The following is a 16,053-nucleotide window of genomic DNA, read 5'->3' as shown; positions in this document are numbered from 1 at the left end:
CACGGCATCGCTAACGCCCGCCCCCTGACGAATAGCTCACTTCGGGCAGGGGCGGATGGGCGACAAGAGCTGCGGCGATTGCGGCATGTGCGGCAAGCTGATGGGCTTGGAGGCTTCGCAAAAGCCGCCGCACGCCTGGCGCGGCCATTTCCAAAAGAGCGAGGGCCTGAACGAGCTGGTCGGCCAGCGCGGCTTCGAGACCCACCCCGACCGCGACGTCGACCTTGGCCTCGTCCGGACCTTCGCCGCATGACCGACGCGATCGCTTCCGAAACGCCCCCCGAAACGACCTATGTCCAGGCCGCGCCCGGCAAGAGCTGCGGATCGTGCGGCCTGTGCTGCAAGGTGCTGGCTATCGAGGCCCTGGACAAGGCCGGCGGCGTCTGGTGCTCGCACTTCCGCAAGGGCGGCGGCTGCGGCAACTACGAAAAGCGCCCCTCGGCGTGCCGGGGCTTCATGTGTCTGTGGATCACGTCCGAGAAGTTGGGCGACGCCTGGCGACCCGACAAGGCCGGCTTTGTCCTGTATTCCGACCGCGACGGCAAGCGCCTGAACGTGGTCGTCGACGCCGGCAAGCCCGCCAGCTGGCGACGCGAGCCCTACTATTCCTACATCAAGAACATGTCCCGCCGAGCCCTGGACGGTTACGAGCTGGTGGTCTGCATCGGCGATCGCCGCATCGTGGTGTTTCCGACCGAAGAGATCGACCTGGGCGTCCTGCCGCCCGACCGCAAGCTGGTCAGCGGCTATGTCGAACGCGACGGCGGCCTGACGCCGTTCGCCATGGTGCTGGCTGACGCGGACTAGAAACGTGGGTGGAACGCTCTCGGCGCCCACCCGAAGTCCCGCGTCGCCGCGGCGCTGTCGAAGGTCAGGTCCTGGCCCATGCGCGCGCCCATGGCGACGGTCGCGCCCGGATAGAACGGCTTGGCCAGCCGCATGATCAGGCCGAACAGCCAGGTCGGCATCGGCAGGCCGCGGGGGGACTTGCCCAGGCCTTCGAAGATTCGGTCGACCATCAGGCGATAGGTCACCGTCTCGCCGCCCACCAAGTCATAGGCCTGGTTCATCGTCGCCGGCGCATGGGCCGCCGCCAAGGCGCCAGCGGCCAGGTCCTCGGCATGGACCGGCTGTCGCAGGCCCGCGCCGTCGCCCGATAGCGGCATGATGTGGAAGCGGCGGATCAGGCGAGCGATGCGGCTGACGTTCTCGTCGTGGCCCTCGTCGTAGATCAGGGTAGGCCGCAGGATGGTCCAGGCGACGCCATGCTCGGCGCACCATTTTTCGACGGCGGACTCGGCGTCCGCCAGCGTCCGCGCCACCGCCCGCTCGCCCTCGTCCGGCGAGTCGAGCTTGGTGAAACGGCTGGTCGAGGAGAAGGCGATCAGCCGCTCCATGCCCCGCGCCTTCAGCGCCGGCAGCGCGGGCGGCAGCAGCCAGATCGGCGACAGGGCGAACACCGTCGCCGCGACCGGCAGGCGCTCGTCCAGATCGGCGTCCTTCAGGTCGCCGCCGATCCAGCAGGTCTCCTCGACCGGCGGACGACGGCTGAACGCCGTCGGGTCCAGGTTCTCGGCCTTCAGCCGCGCCAGCAGGTGGCCGCCGATCAGGCTGGTCGCGCCCAGCACCAGGACCGGCGTCTTCAGGGTGTTCTCAGCGTCCATTCCCCTCATATAGTCGCGCTCGACGGAGGAGCCCATGACCTACGACGACGTCCGCGCGTTCGCGTTCAAATTGCCCGGCGTCGAGGACGGGACCGCCTATGGCCGGCCCTGCCTGAAGGGGCACGGCAAGTTCCTGACCCGCCTGTTCGAGGACGGCGAGAGTCTGGTCTGCCCCGCCGTGCCCTTCGACGAACGCGAGATGCTGGTCGAGGCCGAACCCGACATCTTCCATTTCACCGATCATTTCCGGAACTACCCCTACGTCCTGGTCCGCCTGACCCACGCGCATCCAGGCACGGTCGAGCGGCTGGTCGCCCGGCAATGGCGCGCGACCGCCCCGAAGAAGGTGTTGAAGGCCTGGGACGAAACCCATTCGACGGAGACCATCCCGTGAAGAGTTCGCTGGCCACTTGGCGCGTCCTGATCGCCGCCGTCGCCTGCCTGGGCCCGGCCCTGCAATACGGTCTGATGGTCTATGACGAGACCCTGGTCTCGGCCGCCGCGAAGTCGGTCGAGTTCTTCAGCTACTTCACCATCCTGTCGAACATGCTGGCCGCCGCGGCGCTCGCCGCTCCGCTGATCGCGCCCGCCAGCGCCTTCGCCGCCTGGGCCGAACGCAGCGGCCCGCGCGCGTCGATCGCGACCTACCTGACCATCACCGCCGTGGTCTATCACACCCTGCTGGCCTGGCAGTGGCATCCGCAGGGCCTGCGGCTGGTCTCCGACACCATCCTGCACACCATTACCCCGGCCGCCTATCTGGTCGACCTGGCCCTGCGCGACGGCCAGGGCGAGCCCCGATGGATCGTCGCCGCCAAGGCCATGGCCTTCCCGGCCCTGTTCGGGCTCTGGACCCTCGTCCACGGCGCGCTGTCGGGGTTCTATCCGTACCCCTTCATGAACGTGACCAAGCGCGGTTACCCGGCCGTGGTGCTGACCATGGTCGAGATGAGCGTGGCCTTCGCGCTGGTCGCCGTGGTCTTCATCGCCCTCTCGCGCGTTCGAGCCAAGGTGGCGCTCGGCCGCCCGGCGCCTATATCGGCCTGACGACTTTCCAGGAGTTCTCCATGTCCAAGCTCGTTCCCGCCATCCGCTCGGGCGACGTCCTGATGCCCGCCCTCGGCTTCGGCACCTGGCAGCTGGAGAACGGTACGGCCGTCCCGCTGGTCGAGAAGGCCATGGAGGTCGGCTACCGCCACATCGACACCGCCCAGATCTATGGCAACGAGCGCGACGTCGGCGCCGGCATCAAGGCCAGCGGCGTCAAGCGCGACGAGATCTTCCTGACCACCAAGGTCTGGATCGACAAATTCCACGACGGCGACCTGCAGCGCTCGGCCGAGAAGAGCCTTGAGCGCCTGGGCGTCGATCATGTCGACCTGCTGCTGCTGCACTGGCCCAAGCCCGACGTGCCGCTGGCCGAAACCCTGAAGGCGCTGAACGAGGTCCAAGCGAGGGGCCTCACCCGCGCCATCGGCCTGTCGAACTTCCCCTCGGCCCTGCTGGAGGAAGCCTCGCGGCTTTCGGAGGCCCCGATCGCCAACGACCAGGTCGAGTATCACCCCTACCTGTCGCTGAAGACCCTGAAGGCCAAGGCCGACGCCCTGGGCGTCTCGATCACCGCCTGGTCGCCCCTGGCCCAGGGCAAGGTCGCCCAGGACCCGGTGCTGGTCGAAATCGGCCGCGCCCACGGCAAGACCCCGGGCCAGGTCACCCTGCGCTGGATCATCCAGCAGGGGATCATCGCCATCCCGCGCACCAAGAACCCGGCCCGCATCGAGGAGAACTTCGACATCCTCGACTTCAACCTATCCGACGACGAGATGACCCGCATCCACGCCCTGGCGCGGCCGGATGGGCGGCTGGGGGACTGGCTGGACAAGGCCTATGCCTGGGACGCGACGTAGGAGGTCAAGCGCCACCCTTGCCAATTTTTGCCAAGGACCGCATCGTGATCCCATGACCACGATGAATATCTCGCTGCCGGACGCCTTGAAGGCCTTTGTCGACGAGCAAGTCTCTGGCCGGGGCTACGGGACCAGCAGCGAGTATGTCCGGGACCTGATCCGCAAGGATCAGGATCGCCAGCATCTCCGCACCCTGCTGCTGGACGGCGCGGCGGCGCCGTCTGGCGCCAAGGCTGATGCGAGTTATTTCGACGCGCTTCGGGCGCGGGTGCGCGACCGCTCTTGAAGTCCAAAAGCGTCATCCCGCGCGCCCTTGCGGAGCGCGACATCAACGAAGCGTTGGATTTCTATCTGGCGGAAGCCAACGGGAAGGTCGCGCTCGGCTTCATCGATGCTCTCGAAAGGGCCTATCGGCTGATCGGCGAACGCCCGGACGCCGGCTCCAACCGCTACGCCCACGAGCTCGACCTGCCCGGCCTACGCGGCTGGCCGTTGCGCCGCTATCCCTATGTCGTCTTCTACGTTGCCCGCGAGGATCACATCGACGTCTGGCGTGTGCTGCACGCCGCCAGCGACATACCGGCCTGGATGGCCAGCGACCAATCCTGAAGCGATGCCGCCCCAACAAAACTCCGTCCGTTTTCAGACGAAGCCGGTTTCATCCTGCCCTGAAAGCGCCTAGGTAAGCCTCAACCTGAGCATAACTTACCAGGGCCATCAGGATCAGGACGGGGACGATGGACGACGCGGGCGTCAGCTTGCAGGCGACGATGGCGGGGATGGGCCGGACGGCTCGCGAGGGCGCGCATGCGCTCCGCCTCGCCACGCCAGAGCAGCGCACCGCCGCCATCCAGGCCATGGCCGCCGCGATCCGGCAGGACGCCATCGCCATCCTGACCGCCAACGCCAAGGACCTGGGCCGCGCCGAGGCCAATGGCGTCTCCGGCCCGATGCTGGACCGACTGGCCCTGGACGAGGCGCGGCTGGAAGACGTCGCGGCCGGCGTCGAGGCCGTGGCCGCCATCCCCGACCCGGTCGGTGTGGCCACCGCGCGCTGGACCCGGCCCAACGGCCTGGACATCAGCCGCGTGCGCACGCCGATTGGCGTGATCGCCATGATCTATGAGAGCCGCCCGAACGTGACCGCCGATGCGGCGGCGCTGTGCGTGCGCTCGGGCAATGCGGTGATCCTGCGCGGCGGGTCGGAGTGCATCCACTCCAACCTCGCCCTTCACGCTTCGATAGAGCGCGGTTTGAAGGCCGCTGGCCTTCCCGCCGCGGCCGTCCAGATCGTCAGGACCCCCGACCGCGCCGCCGTCGGCGCCATTCTGGCGGGTCTCGACAAGGCTATCGACCTGATCATCCCGCGCGGCGGCAAAAGCCTGGTCGCCCGCGTCCAGGCCGAGGCCCGCGCCCCGGTGCTGGGCCACCTGGAAGGCCTCAACCACGTCTTCGTCCACGCGGCCGCCGATGTGAAGAAGGCCGTCGACATCGTCGTCAACGCCAAGCTGCGGCGGGTGTCGGTCTGCGGCTCGGCCGAGACCCTGCTGGTCGACAAGGCCGCCGCCGAAAAGCTTCTGCCGCCGATCGCCGACGCCCTGATCCGGGCCGGCTGCGAGCTGCGCGGTGACACGGCCGCGCGCGCCATCGAGCCAACGATGAAGAAGGCCACCACCGAGGACTGGACCACCGAGTATCTGGCCCCGATCCTGGCCGTGGCCGTGGTCGACGGCGTGGCCGGCGCGGCCAGGCACATCGCGACCTACGGCTCGGGCCACACCGACGCGATCGTCACCGAGGACGCCGGCGCCGCCGACGCCTTCGTGGCCGAGGTCGACAGCGCCATCGTGCTGGTCAACGCCTCGACCCAGTTCGCCGACGGCGGCGAGTTCGGCTTCGGGGCCGAGATCGGCATCGCCACCGACAAACTCCATGCCCGCGGCCCGGTTGGGGCCGAGCAACTGACGACGTTCAAATATGTGGTTCGCGGGACCGGCCAGACTCGTCCCTGAGGCCGGCCGGCCCAACGCTCAGCGTCTTGGCTTCCACCTGGAGCCGGGCATGCGCGTCGGCCTGTTCGGCGGCAGCTTTAACCCGGCGCACGAGGGCCATGCCCACGTGGCCGAGACGGCCATGCGCCGTCTGGAGCTGGACCGCGTCATCTGGCTGGTGTCGCCGCAGAACCCGCTGAAGTCCTCCCACGAGACCCGTCCCGTCGCCGAGCGCATGGCCGCCGCCCGCCGCTGGGCGCGCGGTTCGGGGATGATCGTCTCCGACGCCGAGACGCGCCTGGGCTCGCGGTACACGATCGACACCCTGCGCGTGCTGCGGGCGCGCTATCCCGGCGTGAAGTTCGTCTGGGTGATGGGCGCCGACAGCCTGGCCACCTTCCATCGCTGGCGCGGCTGGACCCAGATCATGCGCGAGGTTCCCGTCGCCGTGATCTCGCGCCCGTGGATCGCGCTGAAGGCCCGCACCTCGCCGGCCGCCCGCCGCTTCGCCTTCGCCCGCTGGCCCGCGAGCGCCGCCGCCAAGCTGCCCGACGCCAAGTCGCCGGCCTGGGTCTACCTGACCGGACCGCTGAACTTCGCCTCTTCCACGGCCATGCGGTCGAGGCAAAAGGGCTGAAAGCGAAGCTTTCTGGCGTTGCGCGAACGCCTCAGGGCCGCTGGCGAATCGCCGTTCGGCCATCACCCCCTCACTTCCGGCTCAATTCCGTGCTATGGAAGATATCCACAGCGAACCCATAAGGAGCAATCCGCTGCGTAGCGACCCCGCGCTTAGTGCGCACGAAGGCCAGGCCGGCGCCGAGTCCTCGACTGAATCCTCGGGCCTGAATCTGCCCCTCGACCTCAAGGCGCTGGAGCGCCTGATCCTGGAACGCCTGGATGACGACAAGGCCCAGGACATCGTCCACATCGACCTGGCGGACAAGAGCTCGGTCGCCGACAGCCTGATCGTGGCGTCTGGCCGTTCGCACCGTCACGTCGGCGCATTGGCGGACCACCTGCTGCGGGCGCTGAAGGAAAACGGCTACGGCAAGGCGAAGGTCGAAGGCCTGCCGCATTGCGACTGGGTGCTGATCGACGCCGGTGACGTCGTGGTCCACCTGTTCCGTCCCGAAGTGCGCAGCTTCTACAACATCGAGAAGATCTGGGCGGTCGACGCACCGCACCGCACCGCGGCGAACTGATAGCGCCAAGCGACCTCGCCCTTCGACAAGCTCAGGGTGAGGTCTATTGATGCGCGTTCTTGAGATCCTCACCCTGAGCCTGTCGAAGGGCGGGGATCTCAACGCACTCCCCCGATGAAGATCACCATCCTCACCGTCGGAAAGCTCGGCCGCATGGTCGAGGCGCAGCTGGCCGTGGACTATGCGTCCCGCGCCACCGCGTCTGGTCGCGCCTTGGCCTTGGGGCCGGTCGAGATCCTTGAGGTCGAGGCCCGCAAGCCCGGCAAGGCCGCCGAGGCCGAGGTGTTGCGCCCTCACCTGGAGGGCGCCCACGTCATCGCCTGCGACGAGCACGGCAAGGTCCGGCCCAGCCGCGCCTTCGCCGAGCACCTGGCCCGCCTGCGCGACGATGGAACGCGGCGGGTGGTGTTTCTGATCGGCGGGGCGGACGGCCTGGATCCTTCGATTCTGGCGAACGCCAACGAGACCATGGCCTTTGGTCCCCAGACCTGGCCGCACGCGCTGGCCCGGGCCATGCTGGCCGAGCAGGTCTATCGCGCCGCCACCATCCTGTCGGGCTCGCCCTATCACCGCGATTAAGGCTAGAGGTTGGGCGATGTCCCGCTCGCGACTCGTCATCGCCGTTTGCGCCCTTGTCCTCGCCGTCCCGACGGCCGTGGTCGGCTGGCAGCGCGCGGATCGAATCGTCGAGGACCAGCGGGCCAAGGATCGCCAGACCGCCATCGACACCCGTCGCGAGATCCAGGATCTGCGCGCCGAACTGGACCGCCTGGACCATGCGCGCATCGCCGCCGGCGGCGATGTCGACGCCAAGCGGGCCCGGCTGGAAGCCCTGAACGCCCGCGAGAACGCCATCCTGGCCGACCTTGGCCGCAACCGGCAGCGGCTGTCCCTGCTTCTGTCGGCCCTGCAGCTGTTCCGCCGCGACCCGCCGCCGGCCTTGCTGGTCTCGCCCGCCGACGCCCGCGACGCCGTGCGGGCCGCCATCCTGATCCGGGCCATGACCCCCGAGCTGCAGCATCGCGCCGACGCCTATGGCCGCCAGGCCGTCGCGGTCGGGACCCTGCGCCGCGAGGCCGCCGCCGCCTCGGCCGAACTGTTCACCGCCGAGAGCGCGGTCGCCGACCGCAAGGGCGAGATCGAGCGGCTGATCATCGAGAAGACCCAGCTGGAGCGCGCCTTCGCCCAGGAGGCCCTGACCCAGCAGAACGAGCTGCGCACCCTGGGCGCCCTGACGGACGGCCTCGGCAAGGTCGAGACCTCGGGTCCGCTGGTGCTGCGCCGCCCGCCTGGTGAGATCGTCCGCCGCTTCGGCCAGGAGATGCCGGCCGGCGGCAAGTCGCCCGGCCTGACCCTGCGCACCGAGAAGGGCGCGGCCGTCGCCGCCCCAACCGCCGGGACCGTCGAGTACGCCGGCGCGTTGAACGGTTGGGGCGCCGTGCTGATCCTGCGCACCCAGGGCGCCTATCATGTGGTCGTGGCGGGCCTGGACCAGATCACGGCCAGCCAAGGACAATCTGTCGCGGCGGGCGCTCCCATCGGGAAGATGCCGGACCATGTATCCTCGGAGCCGGAACTCTATCTGGAGGTCCGCGAAAACGGCGCGCCGGCCGATCCGGAGCGTTGGTTGAAACAGGAGTCGCGGTAGACGGCTTTTTCAGTAATGGTGGCCGTAATTATACCTCCGATCCCTGACAGGGTTGGGTGGAGCTAAATTCGGTTGCGGCGCCGCGCGTCGCGTAGGGAGCCTTCTGGGCCTTAATGCGCAAGTACCTGCTCATCGGCGTTTCCGCCTTCGTCCTCGGTGCGGGGGCCATGGCCTATGTCAGTCCCATCGCCCAGGCGAACAACGCGCCCAAGACCAAGACCTACAAGATGCTGGAGCTGTTCGGCGACGTGCTGGGCACGGTCGAGGACCAGTACGTCACCGAGGTCGACGACAAGAAGCTGATCGAGGCGGCCCTGGACGGCATGCTGACCAGCCTCGACCCGCACTCGGGCTACCTGGCGCCCGACGCCTATGAGGACATGCAGGACACCACCCGCGGCGAATACGGCGGCCTGGGCCTGGAAGTGACCAGCGAAGACGGCGTCGTGAAGGTGATCTCGCCGATGGACGGCACCCCGGCCTCGCGCGCCGGCGTCCAGGCGGGCGACTACATCACCGCCGTCAATGGCCAGAGCGTGCTGGGCCTGACCGTCAACGAGGCGGTCAAGCAGATGCGCGGCGCGCCCGGCGAGGGCGTCACCCTGACCATCGCCCGCGACAAGACCGATCCGTTCGACGTCAAGCTGGTCCGCGAGGTGATCAAGCCCAAGGCCGCCATCGCGCGCATGGAAGGCGACTACGGCTATGTCCGCCTGCCTGGCTTCAACGAGAAGGCCACCGACGCCCTGGTCGCCTCGATCAATGACCTGAAGGCCAAGAACCCGAAGATGAAGGGCCTGATCCTCGACCTCCGGAACAATCCGGGCGGCCTGCTGGACCAGGCGGTCGGCGTCGCCGACGTGTTCCTGGACGGCGGCGAGGTGGTCAGCCAGCGCGGCCGCGATCCGCGCAACATCCAGCGCTACAATGCCCGTCCTGGCGACCTGCTGAACGGCATGAAGATGGTCGTGCTGATCAACCAGGGCTCGGCCTCCGCGGCTGAAATCGTCGCCGGCGCCCTGCAGGATCGCCACCGCGCCGAACTGGTCGGCCTGACCAGCTTCGGCAAGGGTTCGGTGCAGACCGTGATCCCGCTGCGCGGCGGAGCCGACGGCGCCCTGAAGCTGACCACGGCCAAGTACTTCACGCCGTCGGGCCGCTCGATCCAGAAGACCGGCATCGCCCCCGACCTCGAGGTCGCCCAGACCCGCGACCAGGCCCAGGACATCGCCAACCGCGTCTGGTTCAGCGAGGCCAGCTTCAAGAACGCGCTGAACGCCGACGAGGGCAAGAGCCGCGTGGGGGTCCACACCCCGGCCGAGGCCCCGCCGACCGCCTTCGACGACAAGAAGGGCGACTTCCAGCTGCAGCGCGCCATCGCCGTGCTGAACGCCGGCGGCGTCGCCAATACGCCCAAGCTGCCCAAGCCGGCGGCCAAGGTCGCCGAGGTCACCGCCAAGGCGGCGGCCGCGGCGTCCGGCAAGCCGGTGAGCGAGAACAAGTAGGGCTTTCCGCCTTCCTCGATCCGATCAGCGCCGCTCCGGGAAGCCGGGGCGGCGCTTTTCATTAGAGCCCTAAGTCGCCTTGGCCGCCTCGGCCGCCCGCAGCAGGCGCAGGACGTTGCCGCCCCAGATCTTGGCCAGGTCGTCGCGGCTATAGCCCTCGGCCAACAGGCGCTCGCTGATCTTCCAATAGTCCGAGGCGTCGTTCAGCCCCGTCACCCCGCCGCCGCCGTCGAAGTCGATGCCGATCCCCACATGGTCGACGCCGGCCACCTTCAGCGCGTGGTTCAAGTGGTTCATGAAGTCCTCGAAGGTCGCCTTCGGAACCGGGTACTTGGCGTCGATCGCCTTCATCTCGGCCATGAAGCCCGCGCGCTCGGTCTCGGTCATCTTGGCCCGCGCGCCCGCCTTGGCGCGCAGCGCCGCCATGGCCGCGTCGCGCTCGGCGTTCTTCGGCGTCTCGATCAGATAGCTGGAATAGGCGTCGACCTGGATGACCCCGCCGCTCGCCGCCAGCGCCTTGATGCGGGCGTCGTCGACATTGCGCGGATGGTTGAACACCGCCTTGCAGCCCGAATGGGTCAGGATCACCGGCGTCTTGGACAGGGTGATCAGCTGGTCCAGCACCTCGTCGGACGAGTGCGAGCCGTCCAGCACCACGCCAAGGCGGTTGGCCTCGGCGACGAACTGTTTGCCCAGCGGCGACAGGCCATGCCACTCGGGCGTGTCCGTCGAGCTGTCGGCCATGTCGTTGTTCTTGAAGTGGGCTAGGCCCGAGATGCGGACACCCAGCGCATAGAAGGTCGAGAGCAGGGTGACGTCGCCATCCATCGGATAGCTGTTCTCGACGCTGACGAACACCACGCGCTTGCCCTGGGCGGCGATGCGCTCGGCGTCGTCGGCCTTCAAGGCCAGGGCGAACTTGTCGGCGTGCTTGGCGACCATCTCGTGGATCTCGACGCCGCGGATGATCGCCGCGTCGCGGGCGGCGCGCGTGGCCTCGGGCGTGCGCGGTCCCTGGTTGGTGAAGATGGCGAAGAAGCCACCGTCCAGCCCGCCCTCGACCATGCGCGGATAGTCGATCTGCGAGCCGTCCTTGTCGGCGGAATGGCGATCAAGGATGTCCCAGCCGGGCCTGCCGAAGTTGGCGGGAGTGTCCAGGTGGGTGTCGAGGGTCAGCAGGCCCTCGTGCAGCTTGCGCGCGACGGCCGGGTCGGCGGCCCAAGCCGTCATGGGCGCGGCGGCGGCGACCAGGGCCAGCGCCGCGGTCGTGGCGAGGAGGAAACGGGTCATGGATACGCTCGAAAAAGGTCCGGCCGGCCTTTGCAGAGGCCGACCGGAGGCGGGGACTAGAAGTCGGCGGAGATCGTGAACTGGATCGTGCGCGGCGAGGCCGGACGGAAGCTGGCGGCCGTGTTCACCGTGGTGTTGATCGTGCCCAGATAGTCCTTGTCCAGCAGGTTATCGATATTGACCCGCGCCTTGACCTGACTGAACGGACCGGCCGAGAAGCCGTCGCCGATGTCGATATAGGCGTTGACGATGGTGTACGCGCCGACCTTCTCGCTGTTGACGAAGTTGGTGAAGCGGCTCTCCAGGTGGCGGGCCGAAATGTTCATCAGCAGGCCGTCGAACGGCTCCAGCGTCACGCCGCCCTGGAACACCCAGTCGGGGAAGTCCGGCACCTTCTTGCCGGCGACGGCCAGGGTGATCGGCGCCGCTGTGGTGCTGGCGCGGTAGTTCAGGACGTCATCCTGGAACTTGGCGTCGTTGTACGAGACGTTGGCGTTGAAATAGGCCTTGCCGGCGAACACCTCGGGCTTCCACTGGCCGCTGAACTCGACGCCCTTGGCCTTCACCGCCCCGACGTTCTGGTAGAAGGTCTCGGTCGTGCCGCCGCCGCCGGGCACCAGCGAGGCGAAGGCCTGCAGGCGGTTCTTGAACTCGGTCTGGTAGGCCACGATCGAGGCGTTGAAGGTCTTGTGGTTGGCGCGGTAGCCCAGCTCCCAGTTGGTCGAGGTCTCGGGATCGGGACCGGCGACGGTGGGGCTGGCGGCCGAGAAGATGTCGTCGGCGCCGCGCGGCAGGGCCATGTTCTCGGAGTACGAGGCGAACACCTGGTCGCGGCCGGTGACGTTGTAGACCGCGCCGACCTGCGGCAGGAAGCTGTCCTTCCAGTTGTCCTTCAGGATCGGGTGGCGGCTTAGGATGTAGTCGTTCGGGTTGCGATAGCCGGCGATCTTGTAGTCGATGTCGGTGGCCTTGAAGCCCAGCTCCAGCTTCAGCTTGGCGTCCAGCAGGGTGACGGTGTCCTTGACGAAGAACTGCTTGGTCTCGCGCAGCGACTTGTAGTCGCGCTGGGCGTGGACCCGCTCGTTGAACAGCGGCTTGCCGTCGGGATTGCCGTTCTCGACGTTGTAGCGGTTCTGGGTGCGGTGATAGTCGTCGTTCTCCAGCCAGAGGCCGGCCTCGATCTTGTTGAAGCCTAGATGCCAGGCGACCTTGGCGGTGACGCCCTTGCGGATGCCGTCGATGCCCGACAGGCCGTACTGGATGCCGCGCGGGGCGACGATGCCGGCCACGATGCCCTTCTCGGCGTTGTAGCTGCTCAGTGAGGTCGCATAGGCCTCGGGCGAGACGCCGTAGCCGCCCTTGTCCTCGTAGTAGGCCGTGGTGGTCAGGTCGAAATTGTCGGTGATCGGCGTGTTCAGCGTCAGGCCGTACAGGTGGTCCTTCCGCTTGTTGACCGCGAACTTGTAGTACTGGGCGTAGTTGGCGTTGGAGTATGGGACCCCCGCCGTAGTTTCGGGCAGGCTGCCCGTCGGGGTCGCCAGCGGCGAGCCGAATGGCGTCGAGAGCGGCACCGCGCCGAGATAGGCGAAATAGCGCCCCTGGCGGCCGAACACGTCACCCGCCGTCCCGGCGTACTGGGCCTTGGTGATCGACGGGCTGTCATAGTCGAAATAGTCGTTGTGGACGGTCTGGAAGCTGATGTCGCCGCCGTTGGGCAGATCGTATTTCAGCTTGCCCTCGTAGTGCTTGCGATCGATCGTGCCCGGGCCGCGCCACAGGTCGCCCTTGATCCACGACCCGCTGACATAGCCCGACAGCGGACCGACCTTGCCCGACTCCAGGCGCAGGAAGGTGCGGCGAAGGCTGTCGCTGCCGAAGGTCTGGCTGATCGCGCCGCCCATCTCCTCCGACGGGGCCTGGGTGAAGTAGTCGACGATAGGTCCCAGCGAGGCATAGCTGGGCAGGGCGACGTCGCCGGCCCCGGCCGAGGCGGTCACCCGCAGCAGGTTCTCGTTGTCGACATAGCGATAGATCGGGCTGCCGCCGAACTGGTCGCTGCGGCCCATCGGGATGCCGTCCAGCAGGAAGCCGATCTGCTGGAAGTTGAAGGCCCGCACCGAGACCGAGTTGCCGAACTCGTACATGCCCAGGGCGTCGTTGGCCTGGACGTTGAAGCCCGGCAGGCTCTCCAGCATCTTCAGGCCGGTGATCCCGGCCGGCGCGGACAGCAGGGCCTCGCGGGTGATCGAGACGGTGGCCGTGGCGTGGTCGGTGCCGATGGCGACGCTGGCTTCCGACAGGCGCTTGCCCGTCACCACGACCGTTTCCAGTTCGGCCGCCTTGTCGGCTTCCTGGGCCAGGACCGGCGTGGCGCTCCCCAGAACCGAGGCGGCGAGCAACAGCGCCCTAAGACGAACGGCGGCGCGTGCAGGTATGCGAGTGGTCATGACTATCCCCGATCATTTTGACCAGGGCAGCGTCATCAACGCTTCATCGCAGGTAAACTAAGAATTTCTCGGGCCGCATTCACATAATCGCAAAGTGGAAACGTTGCGCATCCATGTTCGATTTATGAACACTTCAAACGATATCATCTTGTACATTTGACAGATATCTCACGAAAGTCGCATGTGACGATCGCGTTCATTACATTTGGCTATGTCGATAAGTAAGAATATCTAGATCCGCATTGGCGCACGCGTGGGTCTGAGCGGGCCAGGACGGCTCGCCTTCGCACCCCCGCTGTCCTTGGGCCTGAGAGATTCAGCGCCCCGTCTCTAACGGACGGGCGGTCGCCTTGCTCCTTCGGCGAGGGCGTTAAGCGCCCTGCTTTCCAGCGTTCAACATCTCGCGCGGTCCTTCTGCTTGAGCGTTTCCGGGGCGGTTTCGCCTTCAGCGCCGGGCCGGGGCCCGATCTCTCCCGCGAGAGGAGTCCAGGGAATGAGCCAGAGCCGGACCCGTCAACCGATCAGCCCCCCCGTGACCGTACTCTGCGTTCAGCGCCCGCGGCGCTTGCAGAAAACGCCAATTTCAGCGGCGCCCGCGTCGTCGCGCCGCGGCGCGAAGGCCCTCAGAACGCCATCCGACCACATCTCGTTAACCATATATTCGAAGCTTGCCCGCTAGCCTGAAGAGGTCATGGCCGTCTCCTTTTCGCGTAAGCCCGCCTATGCCGCCGCCACGCCCGCTCCGGGCGGGTCCGGCGATCTGCGCGCCAAGCTGATGGCCGCGGTCAGCAATCCCTTCATCGGCGCCAGCGGCGCGGCCTGCTTGTTCCTGGCCTCGCTGGCGACGCTGGTCCTGATCACCAGCGACCCGCACGCCGGCTCGCCGGTGATTCGCCTGGAGCTGACCAAGATCGGCGCCACCAAGAACGCGCCCGAAGGCTGGCGCGAGGGCCTGGGCGGCGAGGATCCGCATGGCGCCGAGCTGGTCCCCGGCCAGCTGGGCCTATCGGCCAATCCCTTCGCCCCGGTGAAGCCCGAAGAGGCGGCGCCGGCCGCCGAGGGCCCGCAGAACCTGCCGCCGATCCAGCAGGGTCCTGGCCTGGCCCAGGCGCCCATCGCCGGCCTGACCGCGCCCGGTCCCGGCGGCGGCCCGCTGCCGATTATCGGGGCCGACGGCCGCACCGCCGCCGAAGCCTATGCCCGCCCGTTCACGCCCAACGGCCGCCCGAAGGTGTCCATGGTCATCGGCGGCCTCGGTCTCAACGCGCAGACCACGCGCGCGGCGATCGAGACCCTGCCGGGCGAGATCACGCTGTCCTTCGCGCCCTATGCCGAAGGCCTGCAGGGCTGGATCGACCTGGCCCGCGCCCACGGCCACGAGGTGCTACTGGAGACCCCGATGGAGCCGGCCGACTATCCGGCCAACGATCCGGGTCCCTACACCCTGATCGCCGCCAACCGGCCAGAAGACACCGTGCGCAAGCTGGAGTGGCTGATGTCGCGCGCCACCGGCTATTTCGGCCTGTCGAACTATCTGGGCGCCCGCTTCGTCGAGAATGACCAGGCGATGGCCACCTTCAACGGCGTGCTGAAGTCCCGGGGCCTGGCCTTCGTCGACGACGGCCTGGCTGCCCGCCGGGCCGGGCCGATCCCCCGCGCCTCCGCCGACCGGGTGATCGACGACGAGCTCTCGGCCGGCGCCATCGACACCCAGCTCAAGGCCCTTGAGACCGGCGCGGCCAGTCGCGGCCAGTCGCTGGGCTCGGGCTTCGCCTATCCGGTGACCATCAATCAGGTGCGCGTCTGGGCCGCCGGCCTGCAGGCGCGCGGCATCCAGCTGGCTCCGGCCTCCGCGCTGGCGCGCCGCTAGAACTCGTGGAACAAGGCTCGGCATGACCGAGCTCGACTATCCCAAGCACCGCCCGAACGTCGGCGTCGTCCTGTTCCATCCGGACGGCCGCGTCTGGCTGGGTCGGCGCGACAAGCAAGCCCCGCCCTACAACTGGCAGTTCCCGCAAGGCGGGGTCGACGACGGTGAGGACCTGGAGGCGGCCGCCCGCCGCGAACTGGCCGAGGAGACCGGCGTCAGCTCCGTCGCGCTGCTGGGCCGCACCGAAGGCTGGATCACGTACGACTTCCCGCCCGAGGTTCTGGCCAACGAAAAGCGCTCGCGCGGCTGGCTTGGGCAAAAGCAGGTCTGGTTCGCCTATCGCTTCATCGGCGACGAGTCAGAGATCGATCTGGAAGCGGACGACCACGTCGAGTTCGACGCCTGGAAATGGGGCAGGCTCGACGAAGCACCCGAACTGATCGTACCCTTCAAGCGCGGGGTCTACGAAGTCGTGGTCGCCGCGTTCCAGGGGTTCGCGCGCGGCGGCTGAGCTCCCGCGCAGGGGAGT

The 16,053-nt window shown here is 67.9% G+C and carries 18 protein-coding genes, 1 pseudogene and 1 riboswitch; of the genes and pseudogenes, 15 read left to right on the top strand and 4 right to left on the bottom strand.

Annotation, left to right across the window (positions count from 1 at the left end; translation table 11 throughout):
- The first annotated feature begins 55 nt into the window (after positions 1 to 55).
- Positions 56 to 253: a hypothetical protein gene (locus ACW175_RS00550; RefSeq protein ID WP_492102740.1), complete on the top strand. Its 198-nt coding sequence runs from the start codon at positions 56 to 58 to the stop codon at positions 251 to 253.
- The gene (locus tag ACW175_RS00545; RefSeq protein ID WP_492102739.1) at positions 250 to 807 is read left to right on the top strand and encodes a CxxCxxCC domain-containing protein; all 558 of its coding nucleotides are present in this window, start codon (positions 250 to 252) and stop codon (positions 805 to 807) included. Before ACW175_RS00550 ends, ACW175_RS00545 begins: the two co-directional genes overlap by 4 nt.
- Here the strand turns inward: ACW175_RS00545 and ACW175_RS00540 are convergent.
- Positions 804 to 1,664, bottom strand: a complete 861-nt coding sequence (locus tag ACW175_RS00540; RefSeq protein ID WP_492102738.1) for an NAD-dependent epimerase/dehydratase family protein — start codon at positions 1,662 to 1,664, stop codon at positions 804 to 806. The two genes, ACW175_RS00545 and ACW175_RS00540, sit on opposite strands and share 4 nt — an antisense overlap.
- 34 nt (positions 1,665 to 1,698) lie before the next feature.
- Between ACW175_RS00540 and ACW175_RS00535 the strand changes: the two genes are divergently transcribed.
- The 8 genes from ACW175_RS00535 (at position 1,699) to rsfS (ending at position 6,764) form a co-directional block, all read left to right on the top strand.
- The gene (locus ACW175_RS00535; protein ID WP_492102737.1) at positions 1,699 to 2,058 is read left to right on the top strand and encodes an MmcQ/YjbR family DNA-binding protein; all 360 of its coding nucleotides are present in this window, start codon (positions 1,699 to 1,701) and stop codon (positions 2,056 to 2,058) included.
- Entirely contained in the window at positions 2,055 to 2,711 is a 657-nt protein-coding gene (locus tag ACW175_RS00530; RefSeq protein ID WP_492102736.1) for a Pr6Pr family membrane protein, read from the top strand. The genes ACW175_RS00535 and ACW175_RS00530 overlap by 4 nt, the downstream gene beginning before the upstream one ends.
- A gap of 20 nt (positions 2,712 to 2,731) precedes the next feature.
- The gene (locus tag ACW175_RS00525; protein ID WP_492102735.1) at positions 2,732 to 3,571 is read left to right on the top strand and encodes an aldo/keto reductase; all 840 of its coding nucleotides are present in this window, start codon (positions 2,732 to 2,734) and stop codon (positions 3,569 to 3,571) included.
- Positions 3,572 to 3,623: 52 nt separating this feature from the next.
- Positions 3,624 to 3,857: a ribbon-helix-helix domain-containing protein gene (locus tag ACW175_RS00520; protein WP_492102734.1), complete on the top strand. Its 234-nt coding sequence runs from the start codon at positions 3,624 to 3,626 to the stop codon at positions 3,855 to 3,857.
- Positions 3,854 to 4,180 (top strand): type II toxin-antitoxin system RelE/ParE family toxin, encoded by a 327-nt coding sequence (locus tag ACW175_RS00515; RefSeq protein WP_492102733.1) that lies wholly within the window; start codon positions 3,854 to 3,856, stop codon positions 4,178 to 4,180. Before ACW175_RS00520 ends, ACW175_RS00515 begins: the two co-directional genes overlap by 4 nt.
- A 128-nt stretch (positions 4,181 to 4,308) precedes the next feature.
- Positions 4,309 to 5,583, top strand: a complete 1,275-nt coding sequence (locus tag ACW175_RS00510; RefSeq protein ID WP_492102732.1) for a glutamate-5-semialdehyde dehydrogenase — start codon at positions 4,309 to 4,311, stop codon at positions 5,581 to 5,583.
- Positions 5,549 to 6,199 carry a nicotinate-nucleotide adenylyltransferase gene (locus ACW175_RS00505; protein ID WP_492102731.1) on the top strand — a complete coding sequence of 217 codons (651 nt, stop codon included), beginning with the start codon at positions 5,549 to 5,551 and terminating at the stop codon, positions 6,197 to 6,199. The genes ACW175_RS00510 and ACW175_RS00505 overlap by 35 nt, the downstream gene beginning before the upstream one ends.
- A 133-nt stretch (positions 6,200 to 6,332) precedes the next feature.
- Positions 6,333 to 6,764: a ribosome silencing factor gene (gene rsfS, locus ACW175_RS00500; RefSeq protein ID WP_492104868.1), complete on the top strand. Its 432-nt coding sequence runs from the start codon at positions 6,333 to 6,335 to the stop codon at positions 6,762 to 6,764.
- Between the two features lie 6 nt (positions 6,765 to 6,770).
- Here rsfS and ACW175_RS00495 read toward each other — a convergent pair.
- Positions 6,771 to 6,861: pseudogene (locus ACW175_RS00495) on the bottom strand (hypothetical protein); the annotation flags it as partial.
- Positions 6,862 to 6,878: 17 nt separating this feature from the next.
- Here ACW175_RS00495 and rlmH point away from each other — a divergent pair.
- The 3 genes from rlmH (at position 6,879) to ACW175_RS00480 (ending at position 9,917) form a co-directional block, all read left to right on the top strand.
- A complete protein-coding gene (gene rlmH / locus ACW175_RS00490) occupies positions 6,879 to 7,343 on the top strand; it encodes a 23S rRNA (pseudouridine(1915)-N(3))-methyltransferase RlmH (RefSeq protein ID WP_492102730.1) in 465 nt (154 codons plus the stop codon).
- Positions 7,344 to 7,359: 16 nt separating this feature from the next.
- On the top strand, positions 7,360 to 8,412 hold the full coding sequence (locus ACW175_RS00485) for a murein hydrolase activator EnvC family protein (protein ID WP_492102729.1): 1,053 nt from the start codon (positions 7,360 to 7,362) through the stop codon (positions 8,410 to 8,412).
- Positions 8,413 to 8,525: 113 nt separating this feature from the next.
- Positions 8,526 to 9,917 carry a S41 family peptidase gene (locus ACW175_RS00480; RefSeq protein ID WP_492102728.1) on the top strand — a complete coding sequence of 464 codons (1,392 nt, stop codon included), beginning with the start codon at positions 8,526 to 8,528 and terminating at the stop codon, positions 9,915 to 9,917.
- Between the two features lie 69 nt (positions 9,918 to 9,986).
- Here ACW175_RS00480 and ACW175_RS00475 read toward each other — a convergent pair whose 3' ends face one another.
- Both ACW175_RS00475 and ACW175_RS00470 read right to left on the bottom strand, forming a co-directional pair.
- Complete coding sequence (locus ACW175_RS00475; RefSeq protein ID WP_492102727.1) at positions 9,987 to 11,207, bottom strand: dipeptidase; 1,221 nt, start codon at positions 11,205 to 11,207, stop codon at positions 9,987 to 9,989.
- A gap of 56 nt (positions 11,208 to 11,263) precedes the next feature.
- On the bottom strand, positions 11,264 to 13,654 hold the full coding sequence (locus tag ACW175_RS00470; protein ID WP_492102726.1) for a TonB-dependent receptor: 2,391 nt from the start codon (positions 13,652 to 13,654) through the stop codon (positions 11,264 to 11,266).
- Between the two features lie 285 nt (positions 13,655 to 13,939).
- Positions 13,940 to 14,054, bottom strand: a riboswitch (glycine riboswitch).
- 291 nt (positions 14,055 to 14,345) lie between these two features.
- Between ACW175_RS00470 and ACW175_RS00465 the strand changes: the two genes are divergently transcribed.
- Together ACW175_RS00465 and ACW175_RS00460 are read left to right on the top strand one after the other, a co-directional pair.
- Positions 14,346 to 15,524, top strand: a complete 1,179-nt coding sequence (locus tag ACW175_RS00465; protein ID WP_492102725.1) for a divergent polysaccharide deacetylase family protein — start codon at positions 14,346 to 14,348, stop codon at positions 15,522 to 15,524.
- Between the two features lie 22 nt (positions 15,525 to 15,546).
- Complete coding sequence (locus ACW175_RS00460; protein ID WP_492102724.1) at positions 15,547 to 16,035, top strand: RNA pyrophosphohydrolase; 489 nt, start codon at positions 15,547 to 15,549, stop codon at positions 16,033 to 16,035.
- Positions 16,036 to 16,053: the final 18 nt, after the last annotated feature.

Source organism: Caulobacter sp. FV1ye6ST (assembly GCF_058681225.1).
Note: the sequence above shows the minus strand (reverse complement) of the source record. Positions and strands in the feature narration are given on the sequence as shown.